The sequence below is a fragment of the Candidatus Omnitrophota bacterium genome (assembly GCA_028716165.1).
Classification (GTDB): domain Bacteria; phylum Omnitrophota; class Gorgyraeia; order JABMRG01; family JABMRG01; genus JAQUQI01.
In genome coordinates, this window is sequence record JAQUQI010000005.1 from 37,143 (window position 1) to 56,634 (window position 19,492).

Annotated in this window: 11 protein-coding genes (1 of these 11 running past the window's edge); all 11 read left to right on the forward strand. The window is 43.1% G+C overall.

Going from position 1 to position 19,492, the window contains the following annotated elements:
• Positions 1–3,372 carry the end of a diguanylate cyclase gene (locus PHV77_03800; protein MDD5504421.1) on the forward strand. The gene continues 24,102 nt to the left of window position 1, outside the view, so the window shows 3,372 of its 27,474 coding nt (coding positions 24,103–27,474); its start codon lies beyond the left edge, outside the window; the stop codon is at positions 3,370–3,372.
• Positions 3,373–3,419: 47 nt separating this feature from the next.
• On the forward strand, positions 3,420–4,547 hold the full coding sequence (locus tag PHV77_03805) for a hypothetical protein (protein MDD5504422.1): 1,128 nt from the start codon (positions 3,420–3,422) through the stop codon (positions 4,545–4,547).
• A 19-nt stretch (positions 4,548–4,566) separates the two neighbouring features.
• Entirely contained in the window at positions 4,567–6,897 is a 2,331-nt protein-coding gene (locus PHV77_03810; protein ID MDD5504423.1) for a hypothetical protein, read from the forward strand.
• A 173-nt stretch (positions 6,898–7,070) separates the two neighbouring features.
• Positions 7,071–11,363 carry a hypothetical protein gene (locus PHV77_03815; GenBank protein ID MDD5504424.1) on the forward strand — a complete coding sequence of 1,431 codons (4,293 nt, stop codon included), beginning with the start codon at positions 7,071–7,073 and terminating at the stop codon, positions 11,361–11,363.
• Between the two features lie 278 nt (positions 11,364–11,641).
• Entirely contained in the window at positions 11,642–12,286 is a 645-nt protein-coding gene (locus PHV77_03820; GenBank protein ID MDD5504425.1) for a hypothetical protein, read from the forward strand.
• Between the two features lie 101 nt (positions 12,287–12,387).
• Positions 12,388–13,665, forward strand: a complete 1,278-nt coding sequence (locus PHV77_03825) for a glycoside hydrolase family 2 TIM barrel-domain containing protein (GenBank protein MDD5504426.1) — start codon at positions 12,388–12,390, stop codon at positions 13,663–13,665.
• A gap of 120 nt (positions 13,666–13,785) precedes the next feature.
• Complete coding sequence (locus PHV77_03830) at positions 13,786–15,093, forward strand: extracellular solute-binding protein (protein ID MDD5504427.1); 1,308 nt, start codon at positions 13,786–13,788, stop codon at positions 15,091–15,093.
• Positions 15,094–15,135: 42 nt separating this feature from the next.
• On the forward strand, positions 15,136–16,023 hold the full coding sequence (locus PHV77_03835) for a sugar ABC transporter permease (protein ID MDD5504428.1): 888 nt from the start codon (positions 15,136–15,138) through the stop codon (positions 16,021–16,023).
• Positions 16,024–16,030: 7 nt separating this feature from the next.
• A complete protein-coding gene (locus PHV77_03840) occupies positions 16,031–16,915 on the forward strand; it encodes a carbohydrate ABC transporter permease (protein MDD5504429.1) in 885 nt (294 codons plus the stop codon).
• 107 nt (positions 16,916–17,022) lie between these two features.
• Positions 17,023–17,580 (forward strand): hypothetical protein, encoded by a 558-nt coding sequence (locus PHV77_03845; GenBank protein ID MDD5504430.1) that lies wholly within the window; start codon positions 17,023–17,025, stop codon positions 17,578–17,580.
• The gene (locus PHV77_03850; protein ID MDD5504431.1) at positions 17,567–19,477 is read left to right on the forward strand and encodes a glycoside hydrolase family 2 TIM barrel-domain containing protein; all 1,911 of its coding nucleotides are present in this window, start codon (positions 17,567–17,569) and stop codon (positions 19,475–19,477) included. The genes PHV77_03845 and PHV77_03850 overlap by 14 nt, the downstream gene beginning before the upstream one ends.
• Positions 19,478–19,492 lie beyond the last annotated feature (15 nt).

The following is a 19,492-nucleotide window of genomic DNA, read 5'->3' on the forward strand; positions in this document are numbered from 1 at the left end:
ATACGCGGCCTGAATGATATCTTTAAGGGGCCTAAGCTTGCGATACTTGAGGGCGGCTATGGATGGTTTGAGAGTATTAAAAAAGACCCGCGTTATAAAGAACAACATAAAGATGTTTTAACAATATTTATATCTCCTTTTACTGATGAGGAAATAGGTATAAGGGCTCTTAACAATGCCTGGGTTGATTCAAAATTCAAATTGCCGGAAGAAAAGGCGGCTGCTTATAATGAAATTTTTGTTGTAATTAAGGAATTGCAAAACGAAATAAACCTTGTCAATGATGCCAATTTACAGCAAAGGGTGATAAGAGCCGTAGAGGATAACGCGCCTTCGCTTAAGGATTCCGCGGCTTGTCACAATGCTCAAGTAATAGATAGCAATGAATTCTTAAGCAGCTTAAAAATTGATATTAAGTCCCCCGGCGCGATAGATAAGGTCAAAGCCCTCGCGTATGAAGTAAACAGAAGGCTTTCTATGCGGGACGGCGAAATCAAATTCGCTTATTCTATCAAAGACGACCCCGCCGGTTATGACAGGTATCAGAGGGTGCTGGAAGGCATTATGCAGATAGTTAATAAAAATGAATATGACACCGTTTTGACGAACACATGGGGCTATACTGATAATGCGAGAAATCAAAACATAGAGAAACTAACAATGGAATTTTCAAAAAGCTTTTTCTCGCATGTGGTAAAAGGCCTCCGTGATTCAGCCAAGGCCAGTTCAAAGGCTTTTGCAAAACGAGCATATCCTGAGGGGTTATTAGATATGGCAAAAAAATATTTCAATTCAGATATAGAGAAAACCCTTAAGCAATTAAAGGATTGGGCAAAAGCTTATAATGACGCTGTCAAAAACAAAGAGATACTGGATACGGAAGAAATGACAGTGGAAAGACTGCTTAATATAAAAACAGCAGAAGGCCAGACGGATGCTGTAGAATATTTTCATATAATTGATTCTGACGGTAATTATATCGGCATCAAGCCAAGGCCTCTTGCGCATCTTTCTAAAGCAAATGAAGATTGGCACAGGAGCGTATTTGTCATCGTAGTTGATGAACAAGGCAGGATGCTGGTGCAGACTCGTTCTGCCAATAAAGACCATGCCCCTAATGCCAGAGATATTTCTACGGGCGGGCATATGGGCTTATTGGATGATGGGCGAAATCTCGCTGATACGACAAAAGAAGTTGCCCTAAAAGAACTTGGGGAAGAGTTATTTAACATAGGCAATCTTAAGGATTATAGTATTTCTCCTGACAGGCTTTCTATGATAAGCGAGGTAGACGGGCTAAGGCTTTCCGTTCAATATACGACCCCTGTTAAAGGGTGGGATAATGAGCGTGTCACTGTGTTTCTTTATTGCGCATCAAAAATGGATATAGAAAGAATTGACGCGGCAGCAAAAGCGATAAGTGACGAAAAGGCTTCATTTACCGCTTTTGAGGGTGAGGTAGCGGCTATGGAATGGGTTGCAATATCAGATGAATGGAATAAATTTAAAAACATGCCAGATTCTGACAGGCGCGTCAATTATGGGGCCGGTTTTATAAAGTTGTTTACGGATTACGATCGGGATGTATCGGATCCGGATACTGTTTTAGGAAAGATAGCGCGAATGTCTAATGATCTCAAGGCGCTCTATGCCAAGTTTTCAGAGTACGAAAAGAGGCTTGGCGAAAGATCTATAGGCCAATTTGTTGGGAAACCATTTGATCCTAACAGGCATATTTATCGTCCGAAGGTAGGCCCTGATGGCGAGATGCTGCCATTTTCCGGCTTCACAGTAGCTAAGAGGATAACGGAAGGGAAGCTGCGTGAGGCATTAATCGCATTTCAAGAAACAATGAAAGAAGAGCTTAAAGCCGCGGGCATGGGCGATGTAGTGGCATTTCTTGATCCTGCCTCGCTTCATATGACTATAGCGGATATTGATCCCAGCCGGTCATATCCAAAAGGAACAAGTTTTGAACAAGCCGGACAAAGGTTAGGCCAGATAGACAGCGCTTTTAAAGATATAGGCACGCCCGGCGCAGTACAGTCTACGGTCCGTGGCTTAGGCCTTGGGAATACGATCTCGGCGCTTGTAAGATTTACTCCAGAAGATCTGGACAAGGCCCTTTTGCTTGAAGGCGCTGTTCAGAAATCCGCGGATGTGTTCAATAGGCAGTTTACCGGGCATATAAGCTTAGGATATATAGCAAAAGAACCTGAAGATTATGACAAGTTTATCGCGATTCTCCAGAAATACGCAGATTATAATTTTGGCGAACTGTTAATTGATACAATTGCTTTATTGCATTTTTCCGACATGAATCATTATACGCCTTTAAAGGAGAAGAATTTGGATACAGGTGAGATTACAGACCGTTCCGAAGCAAAAGAGTTTTTGGAGTTTTTAAGAAAAGCCCCCGAAACAGCTCAGGATGAGGTTGTAGGTGGAATTTTCGGCATAATGACGGCAATTTTGGAAAACGACCCCCGGGCTGGAGATGTCAAGAAAGCCCCCGAAACAGCAGAAAGGCCCGCTGACGAGCTCGTAGATGAACTGTACCGCAATAAAGAGCCTATGGGTTCTATACGAAATATTGCCGACTTGGAAAAACTGGCATTGGATAATATTAATGATAATATGGTTGTGGAGCCTATAAAAAAGGTTCTTATTGATATTCTTAATGATGAGCAGACGGCCGGAGAGGATTATATTTTTGTTCGCGAAATGGCGGCTTATGCGTTGAGAATATTCGCGGATATCAATATTATACGTTCGCTGATGACCGTTGCTTCGCTTGAAAACGCGATGAACACTGAAACAGCTGGCAATGAGCTGCCGCCAGCCATTGCGGGCCTTGATCTTGCCGGCGTTGCCGATTATTCGGTTGAATATCAGCTTGCCTTATCATTACTGGACTATTCGCCTTCCGGACAGCTGTTTGTTAATAGAGACAAGCAGGCAGTGATAGTTTACTCGGATGCTCTCAAGCAAAGCAGGGCATTGCAGGATATCCTTAGGGCGTCTGTTCAGGACGAGAGAAGGTTCTATTTCGTTAATAAGACATCCCTAAGTTCCGGTGAATTTTTAGCAGGGGTCGGCCTGGATACTTTAAATTTTGATAATATTATTGAAGCCGAGGATATGTCCGCAGGGCAAATAGCCGAAACTGTAATGTCCGAATTGGCTAATCAGCACATAACCCAAGCCCGCGTTTTTGCCGCATTGGATCAGGATTTAATGTCGTGGAAAACAGCTTCTATTGAAACACTCCTCATGCTTCTAAAGGACAAGAGGTTTGAGATAATATCCGATTACAGCCAGCAGCATGCCGAATATATCAGGACGCATGCCCAGGCGTTAACAGCAGCATAATATTTATAGCGTATTCTTCATATCCTGGCTTAAGGCGAGCGGCTATTATGAGAAGGAGCATAAAAATATTTGTTTTATACGCAGGCCTTGCCATTATATCCATGGCAAGCCCCGCTTATTCTTGGCAAAATTTTTTATGCGCCTTAAGGCCTTTATCGCTGGCGCAATCGCAAAGGATTGAATCAGATATAAAGTCCGCCTTCTTGTCAATGCGTATTTCAGATATTGTGTTTATCGCGGATAAAGATGGGACTTTGTCAAAGCCTAATGAGCCTGTCCGCGGTTCCACGGTTAACCTTATAAGTGAAATTTTTAAAATGTACGGCCGTTCGCATATCGTTATCTGCACAGGGGGTATACTGGAAGACAGCGAGAATAATCTTATAAAGCCTTTGGAGGAAATGATAAAGTCTGGTGATTCCAGTTGGTTTGAGCGTTTAACATATTATTTTATGGCTGGACTGGGTAAAATATCTTGGAATAAGCAAGGAATACGAACGATTGAGTATTTTGGAAAACCTTTTTCAGCAGATGACCAGATGTTTATCGTAAGAAATCTGGCTAAATCTCTGGCAGGCAATATAGAGGGCATGCGCCTGCCTGAAAGCATTGATAGGGCCGAAAGCTTTGACGCCTTTAGTAAAATATTTGATGAATTTGTAGCAGAAAATAAAAGCGTTCTCGGCCATATTGAGATTGCCAACGGCATGGGCCGGCAGTTTACCATAGAGTTTAAAAAATCGTCCGAGAAACAGGCATTGCCTGAATTGCAAAATTCTGATTTTACCCGAAAGGTCGCGGAAACTTTTAAAGAACTTCTTGCACAGCGCCCTAACCTCCAGAATCTGCATGTAAGATACGGTGATACATATGTGGATTGCAGTCCGGTGGATAAAAAAGATGCCATAGAATATTTTTTAAGCGAGAAAAATTTTGAAAGCCCTCTTATTGTGGCGGTTGGAGACGGTAGTAATGATTATGGGTTTTTATTTAAAGCCGCAGACGATAGGACGAAGCTATCTTTTTTTGTAGGCAAAGGCCATGAAGGCTTGCCCGATCATGTGACTCTATGGCAGACGCCCGGCCCGGCTGGAACGGAAGAGATACTGTCGTCAATAGTCAAGTCAGTCAAAAGCTCATTTGACATGGAATATAATATAAGAATTTGCGCCTAATAATAAAAAGGAGGCCTATATGCACGGATTAAGGGTATTTAAAAAATCTTTGATATTTGTGTTAATATGCTGTTTTTTTATCAATCAGCAGCTTTTGGCCTGCGAATTTTTTTGCCTAAGGCCCGCGTCTGTTAATAACTCCAACACCCCTCTTGTTTTACAGCAACCGGATGATTTAAACAAATTATCTGTAAAAGAACTTGAGGCCAAACTCCAAAATATTAAGTTGATTAAGCTGAAGGAGCTGAATAAATTGACACCGTCCAGCAAGGAGGAGCTTAAAGATCTCGCTGGCAGGGTAGCTGAAATGGGCGATTACTTGAGTGCGGTTATACAAAAAGAGTTATTGGGAAATGGTAAAAAATATGGCAATATTATGGAAAAATTTATGCTATTTTCAGCAGGTCCCGGAACTGGTAAGGATTATGTTTTTTCTAAAACATTTGGAAGAGAAAAAGAAAAAAATGCAAATAAAAAATGGAAGTATCCACACTATACAGATGGGAGCTTCTTTAAGTTAGTTGAAAAATTGATATTGTATCATTCAAGGCCGTTAAGAACAAAAGAAAATGAAAAAGACGGCTGGGAGTATAATTTTGACACAAGACTTGATCATAATCGTATAAACACATTAGAAAATAAAGGAAAAATTAAAACCGCAACAGTAAACAGGCAGTTACAGGGTATGGCAATAAACGGATTTGATGAGAAAGGCGTGGTAATAGAGAATGTTATCAATCCTGCAGATTTTAAAGCAGGTGATAAGGTAACAAAAACTATTGAATTTTTGGATGGAGAAAATCTCAAACAAGATGTTTTGGTTAAAAGGCAAGGCTTCGAGCAAAACCTGAAAATAACCACAGGTATAAAAGATGATGAAATAGGAGATGGCAAGCCCGGCGTCTTTATTGCGGGTGATATTATTGAAGAGGTTTCTCATAAAGATGTAACAGTTAAAAGGCCTGTAAAAGGCATAATGGATATTATTGATGGGCCCAAACTTGGGGTGGTTGAGGTAGGATATGGCTGGTTTAGGATGCTTACAGGTCCTCAATCTCCGACGAAGGATGTGTTCAAAATTTTTATAGCACCGTTTGACGAAAAAGAGATGCGATACATGACTAATGCAAGGAAATGGATTGAGCGCAGATTTACCAGCTATAATGAAAGAGCTTATGCCCATTTGTATATTTCATATAAGATGCAAGAAGCTAAGAAAGAATTATCAAACTTTAAATTCAAAGAAATAAGAGAATTAAAAAAAGACATAAAAGAACGCCTTAAAAAATTAAATAAAGATGAGGATCTTATTGAAAAAGAGTTGGCTGATATTGCAGGCAAGGTTATGGAGTCTGGTATTAAAAAATTTGGATCAGACAAACAGACATATGCGAATCGTTTATTGGAATACGCAAAGCTTATAGAGAAAGAAGATTTTATAGTGCATCTGAATGAAAGATTGGAAAGCGATTTTGGTGATCCAAATGGAATAACGGACGTTAATCAAATAAGAGAAGCGAGATTGCTTGCTTACGAGATTAACAGAAGGACCCTTGCAAGGGATAGAGCTGTAGGGTTATCAAATGATGACAAACAGCCTGTTGAGTATGATAGATATAATAGATTGCTTGAAGGCATAATCCAGATTATGCATCGTAACGAATATGCCCAAAAAGGCGGTTTTGTTGTAATTAATAGGTGGGTATTTGATCAAAGCAAGCAACAGGAATATGATGATGTTTTAAAAATACAATTTGCCGGAGCGTTTTTCTCAAATTTGATCGGAAAAATACAAGAAAAAATAAAATCTCCTTCAGCAGGCATTGTCCCGGAGCGCGCGCCGGATTATGATGAGCAGTACATTTTAGCCGACGGGCTTCTTCGCTATTTCCCGGAGGGCATAATAAATGTCCCCGCGGAAAATCAAGCCGTGATAGTTTATTCAGATTCGCTCGCGGAAAGCGCGGCATTGCAGGATATAATCAGAAAGTCGTCAGCAGATGGCAGGAAATTTTATCTTGTCAATAAACAGGATTCCGTTTCCGCCGAAGATTTTTTAAGAAGCCTTAATATTGACAGGGATATATTTGAAAGCAATGTTTTTTTGCAAAACTCGCTTTCAGCCGATCAACTGGCGCTTAATATAGCGGCCGTGCTTAATAAAAACGGTATCCGCCAGGGCAGGGTGTTTGCCAGCGCGCAAGACGATCTCATTGCCTGGAGCAGACAGGGCCTTATTGAAGCCCTTGTAATGCTACTAAAGGACAAGAAGTTTGAGATAATATCGGATTACAGCCAGCAGCATACCGAATATATCAGGACGCATGTCGAGGCGCTGAAAGCGGCATAATAAAACCTTAAAGGGCCTTACGCGCCCGGCAGATTATCGCGGTGATATTATGCGGTTTGATATCCTGTATTGATACCGTTTTCTATATCAGAAAATCGGATTATACCGTGCTTTTTACCAACAATCGCTAAAATTATTTATCAAAAACCGGATAGGACACACTAAATAAACATATGGGTGTGAGAAAAGTTTCGCTAAAAATATCCGCCGTTTTTTTAATGGCAATAACGCTGGCCATATGGGCCAGGCCCGCCTTTTCTCTGTCCTGCCTTAGGCCGTCATCCCTGGCCGCGTCTAATGATACGGGTATAGTCCTGGATCTGCGGCCTGCGAATGGAGCGAATTTTAACAGTCAAAAAGCGCTCGCTGATTTTTTACATAAACGCGGGCTTATGCCGCAAGGCGTAAAAAGAAAGACCGCGCGCCTGGCAATCAGGGAAATGGCAAAGGCCCTTGAGACATACAGATTTGCCCAAGGTTTTAAATATCCTCCGTCAGATGAAGAGATCCTGAACTCGCTTGAGGATACCAACCTGTTCGATCCTTATAGAATCAGCCATAAATTACCGGTAACAATGGTTTTCAGGAAAGGCGCTTACAACGGAGATTACAAGAATAATATATCAAGAATTATTTTTACCCTAAGCCACGATTTTTGCGCGTTTGCTTCTATATGCGGGGTTGAAACGGAAGATAATGATATTATTTCTCTTGCCAGCCTGCATTATTGCGAGTTTGGCGACATGCTGTATGATATGAGCGATGGAGTGCTTACTTCATTTCTCAAGTCTTGCGTTAGCCAGGCTGTATTTGAAGATACCACCAATAGCTTATGGGGTGTCGGTTTTAACGGGGCCGCCTGTTGTATTATAAGAAACCCATTGTCTCATAGGGAGAAAAAGGAGATTATCAAGCAATTCGCGGCATCTTTTTCAAACATTGGGATTTTAGGAAAAACATTAATACTTAAGCCCGGTAAAAATACGGACGAAGCAGACATGGCTGTTATACAGGCCCGCGCCAACAGCGTTTATGGTTTTGCCAATAAGTCTTCTGCGGGAAAAGGCAAAGTGTATTTTCCTGTTGCCACATCAAGGGCTTTTGATAAAAACAGTTTCCCCCACACATTATGGAAAATAAGGGCGGCCGGTATAGTAGAGGCCTTAAACGCGGTTTTGCGCTCTAAAGGCATAAAACCTGAAAATGCCACTGTGATATTATGCGGGAAAACGGTTATAGCGCGTGGGGTTTTTGATATATTATTGTCGCAGAAGACAAAGGTAGTGGGGATATATGACGGTGACCATTGTCTGTATAACAAAAAAGGCATTGTGTCCCAGTATGGCAACAAAAAGGATGACAATGTGATATTGGCAGACCTTTTAAGCATGGAGGCCACTGCCCTGGTTTCAACAGACATTTTTTCTCTTATCAGTTCAAAAAATATGCCCAGGCTTTGCGTGGATGTTATTATTGACGGCATATATCCGGCAATAAATCCTGAAACGTCAGATGCTCAAGCATTACCTGGCAAGATCACATATATACCCGCGTGCTTAAGCTGTGGCAGCAGCGCCTATGCCAGCGCCAGCGAGTTTTTTAACAGCAATGCCTCCGGTATGAACATAAAAGACCCGAGGATGCACCTTGAAAGAAGCATATTCAATATTGTCAATTCACTTGTTTTCTTAACAGACCGGGGTATCGTTCAAGGTTCTGTATACAATATATTAACAAAAAAAGCCGAAGAAATACGGAGCTTAAGGAACAGGTTCATAGAAGTTCCTACGGAAGAAGTCATAGAAGAGGCTGAATTTGAAATGCTTTACGGCTTGCCGGAAAGAATAGCCTTTTTGCGCGCTGCCACAAATATTGCCCTGACAAAAGTATTGTTTTCCGGTATCAGCTCCAATGCTCTTATGGATATTATTATGTCCGCTCGCTCCGATATGCTTGAAAAGAGAACGGCTGTTTATATATTAGGTAAAAAACAGGACCTTTCGTCAGTTGCTGAATTAATGCGGATAATATCGGATGAGGATGAGGACATAGACTTGAGGATAAACGCTATAGAGGCTGTCGGAAACATGAGGGCCGGAAGCGCGATAGAGCTCTTGCTTAAAATATGCAAACAAAAGAGTAAAGGTACGGATTTGTCCGGTTGGGCATCCTGGGCCCTTGAAAAGATGGGAGTCGCATTAAACGGGCAGAAAAGCCCGGTTAAAGAAGGAATATCATTCAGCCGCGCGCTGGAAGAATTGCCGAAAAAGGCGGCGGACGCTTGGTTTAATAATATACAAAAAGAGGGCAATAAGCCTGTTATGATCGGTTTTTCGGGGTATTCGGCAAGCGGTAAATCGTACTTCGCGTCTTCTTTTGTCAAAAAATTGAAACTGATTATTGCGTCCCAACGGCGCAGATTAGATAAAGCTCCGGATAAAGCTGTGCATGAGATGCCCGCTATATACCGGCTTGATATGGATGAATACCTTATTCCAAAAAATGAGCGTTTGGCGCGCGCGAAAAGTTTAGGTTATGAGTTGTCAATTTTTATTAAATACGAAATAAAAAGATACTATGAAGACATGAAGGCCTTTGCCGCGGGCAAGCCTATATATGTCCCGCATTTTAATCAGGTAACGCGCCAGCGCCAGCGTTTGGCTCAAAGCCAGATTGACCTGGCAAGGATTGCTTTGGCGCGGGGCGCCGAAAGCCATGAACGCTATATAGACGGCCGAAAACATACTATTGTTTATAGCCCTGCGATCAGCAGTGAAATGGGTATAATGGCTTATATAGACCTTGAGTCAGGGGATATCCTTACGCGTTTAGACCCGGAGAACAATATCCTTATAGTTGAGGGCATATTGGCCCTTACGAGCGAATCTGTCAACAGCTTGTTTTATGAAAGCATTTTTATAAAAGCGCCATGGACATTAAGATACTTGCGGGACATTGAGCGTTATATCGCAACGGGTAAATACGCTTCTTTGACAGTGCAGCAGGTAAAAGAGAAGTTTGAGAGAAAGCGCGCTGCGGAAGAAACGCGTTTTATATCCGCCCAGGAATCTATAAGTTCGCGTGTTGTGGATACCGCGGACAGCCCAACTGGCGCTTATGTTGAAGCCTTTACCGGAGCTTTAGACCTTTACAGGCAATGGCGCTTGGAGATATCCGCGGAAAAGGCAGGGCTATCCGAACAAAAAGAAAAAGTCAAGGGCCTCTTCATGGATATTGTCCGCCGGCATATTATTGATAAAAATGTTTTAGAGAAACTCTGGACAAGGTTCTGCCAGAATACCCTTTTGCTGGAAAGAAGCGCTCTTTTTGACCTTGTTTCGCGCGTGATTGAAGAGCAGAACAGAAAATTATGGCCGTCATTATCAAAAACCGCAAAAAAGACTGTGATAAGTGGTATTCTGGAAAGCCGCGGCCTTGATTGCCAGGATTTTGACATATTATGGTTTTCAGTATCTGTCCCGGATGAAATCAGGAAATACACCAGTACCCTGCCTGCCGGCGCGCCGGAGAATGGACAGATATGCTATTTTGGCCCGGATTCTATAAAGGGCCGGGACATAAAACTTATTATGGCTGATTTTGACCGCACCCTTTCTTCAGACCCATTTGCCATCGGGGATGATATCATCAGAGAGATTGAAAAATTTCTTGCCTCCGGCGGCATATTTGTTGTCAACACAGGAAGGACGACAGACAGGATGCGCACGGTATTTGACAAAAGGATAGCGCCTGAATTAAGAAAAAACATGATCTTCATGGGAGAATTTTCATCAATTATAGCCGGATACGATGAGAACGGCACTTTTTATACTGACTACCAATCCTCATTAAATGATGATTTTCTCCTTAGCAAGGCCTTTACAGATAAGGTCATTGAAGACCTGCGTCTTAGGCTCGGTGTTAAAGCGGCATTGGAAGATGATTATAATCCCGTTGAACATGACGTGAAAATAATAAAGAACGGTAAACAGGCGACCATTACGGTATCATATGAAGATTGCCCGCGGATAAAATGCAAAACAAAGGACATGCGTTTTTTGCTTGAGAATGTTTTAAAGTCTTTTGGAAGGAGCGATTTCCATTTGTATGAAACATCCAGGTGCATTGATATATCCTTTAGGTCAAAGGCTTTTGGGCTTGATTGGGCGCTTGACAGATTCGGCCTGGATCCCGGGCAAATTGTAATCATAGGAGATAGCGCGGGATTATTTAAAAACGACAGGCCTATGTTAACGCATTTACCCCAGGCTTTAAATGTTTATGTAGGGATTGAAGATATCAATTCCCTGCCCAGCGGTATATTATATGGCAAAATGCCTTCAGAGGCAGGGGTTGTAGAAATACTGCGGGCAATTACAGGCGCCGGAAACGAAGTTAAAGGCCCCGGTCGCGTTACAATATTTGATAAGCGCCAGTTCGCGGCCGGCATAATGGCCGCTGCCTGATACTGCGCAGTTATAATCCAGGCGATATTTTGATAAGTAAGGCACCGTCTTAAAACGCGCGCTTGCCGCTCTTTATTATTTTTTCGGTTTTTTTCGTGTATCCATGGTGAAAATCTGACCGGGAAGGAGGGAAAAAGTAAAAGCTGATTTTTCAGGATTTTAGCTTGACGCATATTGCTGATTTTGATAAACTAATAACACTTATCCTTTAAAAGGATCAAAATAACCGCTGTTTCTGCGTTTAATGCATGAGAACTTATATAAAGGAGGAACGGATAATGAATAAGGCATTTTATTGCTTTTCCTGCGTGTTTTTAATGGCTTTGCTTGCGCTTTCGGGTTGCGCGAAACAAGAAGAAATCGTTATTGAAGAGTTTGAGGCGAAGAGCGCCGCCACGGGCAATGAGTTCAAGGTTTTTAATATATATACAGACAAGTCATCCCCGGGCAATCATTATATACCTTCAGGCTGGATGGGAGATTTCGGCGACATAAAATTGAACGACCGCTGGATGGAAAATTCTCATAGCGGGACTACGTGTATCAGGATAGAATATGTGCCGCGCCGTTCGCAAGGCGCCGGCTGGATGGGCATATACTGGCAGAACCCCGCCAATAACTGGGGTTCAAAAAAATCCGGCTTTGACCTGACCGGCGCGAAGCAATTATCGTTTTATGCCCGCGGCGAAAAAGGCGGCGAAATTATATCGGAATTTAAAATAGGCGGTATCAGCGGTGAATTTTCTGATTCAGATTCCGCGGGTATCGGCCCTGCCATGCTTACCCAGGATTGGAAAAAGTATGAGATAGACCTGAAAGGCAAGGACCTCTCGCATATTATAGGCGGTTTTTGTTTTTCGGCGAATTCTGACGACAATCCTGACGGTTTCATAATATATCTTGACGAAATAAAATACGAGTAATAAACAATCCGCATGCTTTTTCCGAGCTGCAACCGGCGCGCCTTTATGGCGTGCCGGCTTTGCCCCGGACGGCGGTGGTTTATTTTTAATATGAGGGATTTATGATAAATAAAAAGTTTAAGCTAAAACCAAAAAAGCAAAATTCCAATAAAAAATTTATCCTATTTGTACTGGCCCTATTTTTTATGCTGTTATTAGGCATTTGCGTTGCTCTGATAGTAAAGTTTTCTTCAAAACCGGGAGTCGCTATACAAAAAAATTCAAAAGGGGATTATGTTTTGACCGTAAATAATAAACCCTATATAGTAAGGGGTGTCTGCTACAATCCAACACCTGTAGGAGAGGGCCCTATATATAATTGGTGGGGCAACCCTGCCAAGCCCTGGATTGCTGATGGAAGTCTTATGAAAGAGGCCGGCATTAATACCGTCCGGTTCTATGAACCCGGAGGCAAGCCCGAGCAGGTAAAGTCGGTGATATCTGATTTTTATGAAAAATACGGTATACGCTCTGTTATGGGCCATGGGCTTGGTTTTTGGGACTATCCTCATGCCAATTATGCCGATATTGATTTCAGGCAGAAAATAAAAAAGCAGGTATACCAAATGGTCCAGGCCTACAAGCGAGAACCCGGAGTCATGGCATGGGTTTTGGGCAATGAGGCCAATTATTCGTTTGACGGGAGCATGAATTCCTGGTCGACACCCGAGTTGGATGCTATTGAGAATGCCAAAGACAGACAGCTTGCCAAGGCCAAAATATACTACACTTTTTTAAACGACCTTGCGCGCATCGTAAAAACAATCGATCCTACAAGGCCTGTGGGTTTCGGTAACGGTGAACTTGGAAGCATAGAGATAGCTAAGGAGTATTGCCCTGATTTTGATTTTGCCGGCATTATTATTTACAGGGGAAAATCTTTCGGAAATCTTTTTCGCCAGCTTAAAGAAAGATATGGCAAGCCTTGCATGATTATAGAATTTGGTTGCGATTCGTACAATGCCCTTAAACAGGAACCCGACGAGGAAAGCCAGGCTTTTTTCCTGAAAACATTGTGGCAGGAAGTGGATTATAATACCTATCGCGGAAAAGGGGAAGGCAACTGCCTGGGAGGGCTTATATTTTCATGGACCGACGAATGGTGGAAAAGCAACCAGGATGACCCCAAAACATGGTCTATCCATAATACAGAGGCGAGTTGGACAAACGCCTCTTATTATTTTGACACAGAAGGCAACCCCAATATGAATGAAGAGTGGTTTGGCATTGTTTCAGTCAGCTCTGAAAAAGAAAACGGCATAGATAAAAGGCTTCCAAAGAGGTCTTACGGTGTTTTAAAAGAACTATGGCTTTTAGAAGATAAGCCGGGCCGTAACTGATATTTGTTTTAAGGCCACGGAAGCCTTCATTTGAGCGGAGAAAAGGCTTGTAGTCTCGGGTACCGGGAATTAATTGAATAATAAGCATGATTCCGAAGGCAAGAGAAAGGATATGAACGTATGAATAAATTTATATCACTTATATTAGCGGCCGGACTGGCCGGTATTGCCGGCTGCGCGCCAAGCGCGGTTGAAACTAAGGGCCCCGAGAAAATACTTGTGTGGCATTGGATGACCGACAGGGAAGAAGCCTTTGACGAATTGGCAAGAAGATACAAATCTCTTACAGGCACCAATGTTCAGTTTGAACTGTATGCTCCGACAGACGCGTATGATGAGAAAATAAAAGGCGCCGCCCAGACTCAGACCTTACCTGATATTTTCGGAGTTCTCGCGGACAAAAGGGTGATCGCGTCGTTTATTAATGCCGGCCATATCTTAAATCTTGGCCCATACATGGCACAGGATAACGGAAAATGGGAGAATACCTTTTACGAAAAAGCGCTGAACGTAAACAGGTTTTTGGATAATAATGAATTTGCCGTTACGCCCGGTATATACGCCGCGCCGATAGATGTTATGAATATCCAGATGGTATATAATAAAGACCTGTTTAAGAAAGCCGGGCTTGACCCTGATAATCCTCCGAAAAACTGGGCTGATTTTCTTGATGCCGGCAATAAACTCAATGCCGCCGGTATACAGGGCATGGTAAGCGGCTGGGGCGAGATATGGATGATAGACTGCCTTGCTTCAAATTATGCTTATAATATAATGGGCGAGGAAAAATTTATAAAGACATTAACAGGCGAAGTTGCTTATACTGATCCTGACTGGATAAAGGTTTTTGGCCTTTTCAGGGATATGAGGGATAATAACCTGCTTGCCAGCGGTATCGTTACCATGGTCAATAAGCATGCTGAACAGATGTTTGCCAATCAGCGCGCGGCCATAGCCTTTAACGGTTCGTGGTGCGTTAACGTGTATCACGGTATGAACCCGGATCTGAATTACGGCGCAATGCTGCCGCCGGCCTATTCTGATAAACATCCTATGATGGTATGGGGCGGGGCCGGAGCCAGCTTTATGGTGAACGCCAGAAGCGCGCACAGGGAAAAAGTGGTTGAGTTTTTGAAATGGCTTACCGCGAAAGACCAGCAGGCATACCTGTCAACCCAGACCAGAAACTTGCCGGCTAATAAAGACAGCCTCGGCGCGATACCCGAAGTGCTTGCGCAGTTTGTTGATGATATGGATTTGGTCAACCATCCCAACAATCTTAATGTATCGGAATTTCCCAGGGTAATTGAGGCAAGGAGCAAGGGAATACAGTCTGTTATCATTGGAGAAAAAACACCTGAAGAGGTTGCGTTAGAGGTGCAAGCGGTTAAGCTGCGCGAACTTCAAAAATCCCAGGGCAAGGATTAAGGCAGGCGCTCTACCCTAATTCTTTCATAGTTGAGTAAAAAAATGCAAATAAAAAAAACAAAAACGATACTATCTAACTATCTTTTTGTCCTGCCGGCTGTTCTTTTGTTTTGCACGTTTCACGTATATCCTTTTATCAATGTATTCCGCTATTCTCTTTTTCAGTGGGACGGTATATCTCCCGCCATGAAATTCATAGGCCTTGCCAATTTCAAGGACATTTTTACCGCCAATTCCCAGTGGTGGTATTCCATGTGGCACGCTTTTTATATCACACTGCTTACTCTGATATTTCAGAATGGTTTGGCATTAATACTGGCGCTTGCCTGTGACAGGGCGATAAAAGGCGCCCAGACCTACAGGATGATATTTTTTCTGCCGCCCGTGCTTTCAGGAATAGTGGTAGGCCTTATTTGGCAGTGGATATACGACGGCAATTACGGGCTTTTGAACTATTGGCTTACGAGGATGGGCATAGGCCATCTTGCCCGCGCCTGGCTGGCTGACCCCAAAACAGCGCTAACATGTGTGGGGGTTGTCCATATGTGGAAAGGTTTTGGGTGGGGTTTTATTATATTGCTGGCCGGATTACAGTCAATACCGCGGGAATTATATGAAGCCGCTAAAGTGGACGGCGCCGGCGCCTGGGACTCCTTTGTAAGGGTCACGGTGCCCCTTATGATACCTGTTTTTGTCCTTGTTGTGATACTTACCATATTAAATACTATGCAGATATACGACCTTATAGTTTCTCTTACGGGCGGCGGCCCCGGATATCACACGGAAGTTCCTATTACAAGGATATTGGCTTCTATGAGAGGCGGTTCCCAGCTTGGTTATGCGTGCGCGCTTGGCGTAGTGTTCGGCTTGATACTTCTGGCTATTTCGTTCGCGCAGATACAGGGTTCAAAGCTTGTGAAGCAGGAGTAATTTTTTTATGCAAAAACCGGCATACTACAAAGCCAAGCAGTTTTTACTAACATATCTGACCCATATTCTGCTTATTATTGTGTCAGCCAGCTGTATACTGCCTTTGCTGTGGATGTTTGCCTCAAGCCTTAAAACCCAGGCAACTGTTTTTACGGACATGAGCCTGTGGCCGGCTAATCCCCACTGGGAAAATTTTTATATTGCCTGGACAAGAGGCGGGTTCGGAAAGTATTTTTTTAACAGCCTTTTCTATACCATTGTTGTCGTAGTAAGCGTGGTTTTTGTCACTTCAATGGCGGCATATGGCATATCAAGGCTTAAGATACCCGGTAAGAATATCATATTTTTTGTGTTTCTGGCCGCCATGATGATACCAATACCCGGAGTTTTCGTCGCTCTTTATGTATTATTGAACAAGCTTGGTTTTTTAAATCCTAATACAGGGTTTTCTTTCCTTGACAATATGATTATGAGGATAGGGTATATGCTGCCTCTGATTAATAGCGGATTATCGCTGGGTATCTATATATTAAAGACATTTTTTGATAAGATGCCCGGGGATTTAGAAGATTCGGGCAGGATAGACGGTTGTTCCAAATTCGGCATATACTGGCACATAGCGCTTCCTTTGGCCAAGCCCGCTATAGCGGTTATTGTTATTTTTAACACTCTGACCGTTTGGAATGAATACCTGCTTGCCATGCTGGTTTTGACCGGAAAGAGCCTGATGCCCCTTACGAGGGCTTTGATGGTATTCAGAGGGACCCATATCACGGAATATCCTCTTCTTATGTCAGGCATGTCCATAACCGTAATTCCTATAATAATAATCTATCTTTTTTTGCAGAAACACATAATAGCAGGCATAACGGCAGGGGCGGTAAAGGGATGATAAATTTTTTTTATTGTTTTGTTCGCGCGTTAAGTCGCAACATTTTTTTAAGAGAGTCCGGCCCGCGCGCAAGTGTATTAACTTTTTTAGTGTGTTTTACCTGCTTTATGCCGCGAGCTTTTGCTTTAGAACTGCCTGAAGAAGCCATGGCATATTACAAGGACAATACTGTTGCTTCAGCCGGCATATCGGATGGAGTTGGCCCCACGGTTAAAAAAGCGGAGATAATAGAGGGCGTTGATATCGGGAGACGAGAGGCCAAAGACTATGATTTTTCCGACAGCTCATTATCGGGCCTTACTATAAAAAGTTGGGAAGCGCTTAACCAAAAAGACGAACAGGCCCTGCTTGCTTATACGGCACGGTGTTTTGACCTCTATACCCAGCAGGCAAAAGACCAGCAGGCCAGGATGACCGATTTTGCTCCTTCGGGTTCTGAAGCCGGGAATGAGGCTTTAAATAATGTGGCTGTCTGCTATTTTATGCTCGGGGAATTTTATAAGCATAAAAAGGATTGGCAAAAATCGGTTGAGAATTATAAAAAGGCGGTTGATAATTTTTATTTCGCCCAATACTGGGACCCGCGCGGCTGGTGGTGGAAACCCTCGCAGATATCTCAAGGCGAAGTTGAAAAGATTAATACCGGATACTATGATAAAGAATAATTATTTTCTAAGAGGCTTGAGGTTTTGCCTATTAGCTTTTTTAATTCCGGCTTGCGGTTTTTTCGTATCAGGTTGCGCTGAAAATATTGTATTTGAAGAAAATCCGGTTTTTAAGCTTTCCGATAAGGGTAGTGAAGAGATAATTAACTATGAAAGATACGGCAGGTTTGACGGCGCGGGAACGTCGGCTTACAGTTATTCCATAATTGATCAGGCCGGACTTTCCAAGGCTGCCGGAGAAGGTATTCATCCCAACTCGTCGGCTGTTCTAAAGGACCCGTTGTATAAAGAGCTTAAACAATCGGGAGCGTTGGACGGCACGCACTGGGATTTTATTAACAAGCCTCAATACGCAAAGAATTTTTATAAATGGGCCGTGGCTGCCGAGGAAAGAGGTGTAAAGCTTTTTTATACCGCCCTTGCCCTTGAAAGGGCCGGTTGTATAAAACAGGCGATTAAAGCCTACTATGCCATTGTTGTCCATTTTCCGAAAACCATAGGCTGGACATACTGGAAAACCCCGTGGTATGTCGGCCAGGCGGCCATAGACAGGATAAATTTCTTGTGCCGGCAATACCCCCAGCTTGGTTTAAGGCTTGAAGGCGCTTATATTATCGTTGATAATTCTTACGATGATAATCCCAAAACGGATGTTTTTTTGGTAGACCCCGGCAGGATAGTGAAGGTCAAATCTTCGCGGGTATATGATTATGCCAGGAGAAAAGATCTGCCGCGGAAGAACATAATAAAATCAACCAACGGCGATTTCGTAAAGCTCGTCCAGTATGAGGACAGGTCGTGGCAGCTTTTAGTTGACGGTAAGCCTTATATCGTAAAAGGGGTTGCTTATGAGCCGAGCAAGATAGGCCAGAGCCCCGACCAGGGCACTCTTGAGGATTGGATGCAGTATGACTACAACAAAAATAATAAGATAGACGGGCCATATGACGCGTGGGTTGATCACAACAGAAACGATATACAGGATCCGGAAGAAAAGCCCGTCGGCGATTTCAGGCTTTTATGGGAAATGGGCTGTAATACCATAAGGGTTTATAACCATGCCTCAAATAAACCCTTGTTAAAGGATCTGTATGAAAACTTTGGCATTATGTCGCTTATGGGGGATTTTTTAGGCGCTTATGCCGTAGGCTCGGGCGCCAGCTGGTACAAGGGGACGGATTATTCAGACCCCGTACAACAGCAGAACATGCTTGATAACCTGAAGAAAATGGTTGAGGAGCATAAACAGGAAAAATATGTGCTTATGTGGGTCCTGGGAAATGAAAATAATTACGGTGTTGCCAATAGCGCCAAGCGCGATCCGGTGTCATATTACAGATTCGCTAATAAGGCCGCTGAATTGATAAAATCCATAGACCCATATCATAGGCCTGTGGTAATAAGCAACGGCGAAGTAAAGTTTATTGATATATTCGCCAAAGAATGCCCTGCCGTGGATGTCTTCGGCCTGAACGCTTACCGCGGGGATTATGGTTTTGGCCATCTCTGGCTGACGGCAAAACGCGAAACAGACAGGCCTGTCTTGATAACGGAATACGGCTGCCCGGCTTACAATGGATATACGGATGCCGAAACGGCAGAGGACCAGCAGGCGCAATATCTTAAAAATTGCTGGATAGACGTTGTTTCCAATTCCAACGGCTGGGGCCAGGGTAACGCTATAGGGGCTGTCTTGTTTGAGTGGTCGGATGAATGGTGGAAGGCCTATGAACCGTATATGCATGATACCAAACCTCTGTGGGCTGGCAATTTTCCCGGAGGATGGATGTATGAGGAATGGCTCGGCATCGCGTCGCAGGGTTCAGGGAAGAACAGCCCGTTTCAGAGAGTCTTAAGAAAGTCGTATTATGAATATAAAAAGTTGTGGAGAGGTTAATAAAAAAGGAGGAGA

What these genes read in the sequence shown, in the direction of transcription:
- PHV77_03840 (MDD5504429.1), top strand. Translation starts at nt 16,031, where the DNA reads ATGCAAAAACCGGCATACTACAAAGCCAAGCAGTTTTTACTAACATAT.
- PHV77_03830 (MDD5504427.1), top strand. Translation starts at nt 13,786, where the DNA reads ATGAATAAATTTATATCACTTATATTAGCGGCCGGACTGGCCGGTATT.
- PHV77_03805 (MDD5504422.1), top strand. Translation starts at nt 3,420, where the DNA reads ATGAGAAGGAGCATAAAAATATTTGTTTTATACGCAGGCCTTGCCATT.
- PHV77_03825 (MDD5504426.1), top strand. Translation starts at nt 12,388, where the DNA reads ATGATAAATAAAAAGTTTAAGCTAAAACCAAAAAAGCAAAATTCCAAT.
- PHV77_03835 (MDD5504428.1), top strand. Translation starts at nt 15,136, where the DNA reads ATGCAAATAAAAAAAACAAAAACGATACTATCTAACTATCTTTTTGTC.
- PHV77_03845 (MDD5504430.1), top strand. Translation starts at nt 17,023, where the DNA reads ATGCCGCGAGCTTTTGCTTTAGAACTGCCTGAAGAAGCCATGGCATAT.
- PHV77_03810 (MDD5504423.1), top strand. Translation starts at nt 4,567, where the DNA reads ATGCACGGATTAAGGGTATTTAAAAAATCTTTGATATTTGTGTTAATA.
- PHV77_03815 (MDD5504424.1), top strand. Translation starts at nt 7,071, where the DNA reads ATGGGTGTGAGAAAAGTTTCGCTAAAAATATCCGCCGTTTTTTTAATG.
- PHV77_03850 (MDD5504431.1), top strand. Translation starts at nt 17,567, where the DNA reads ATGATAAAGAATAATTATTTTCTAAGAGGCTTGAGGTTTTGCCTATTA.
- PHV77_03820 (MDD5504425.1), top strand. Translation starts at nt 11,642, where the DNA reads ATGAATAAGGCATTTTATTGCTTTTCCTGCGTGTTTTTAATGGCTTTG.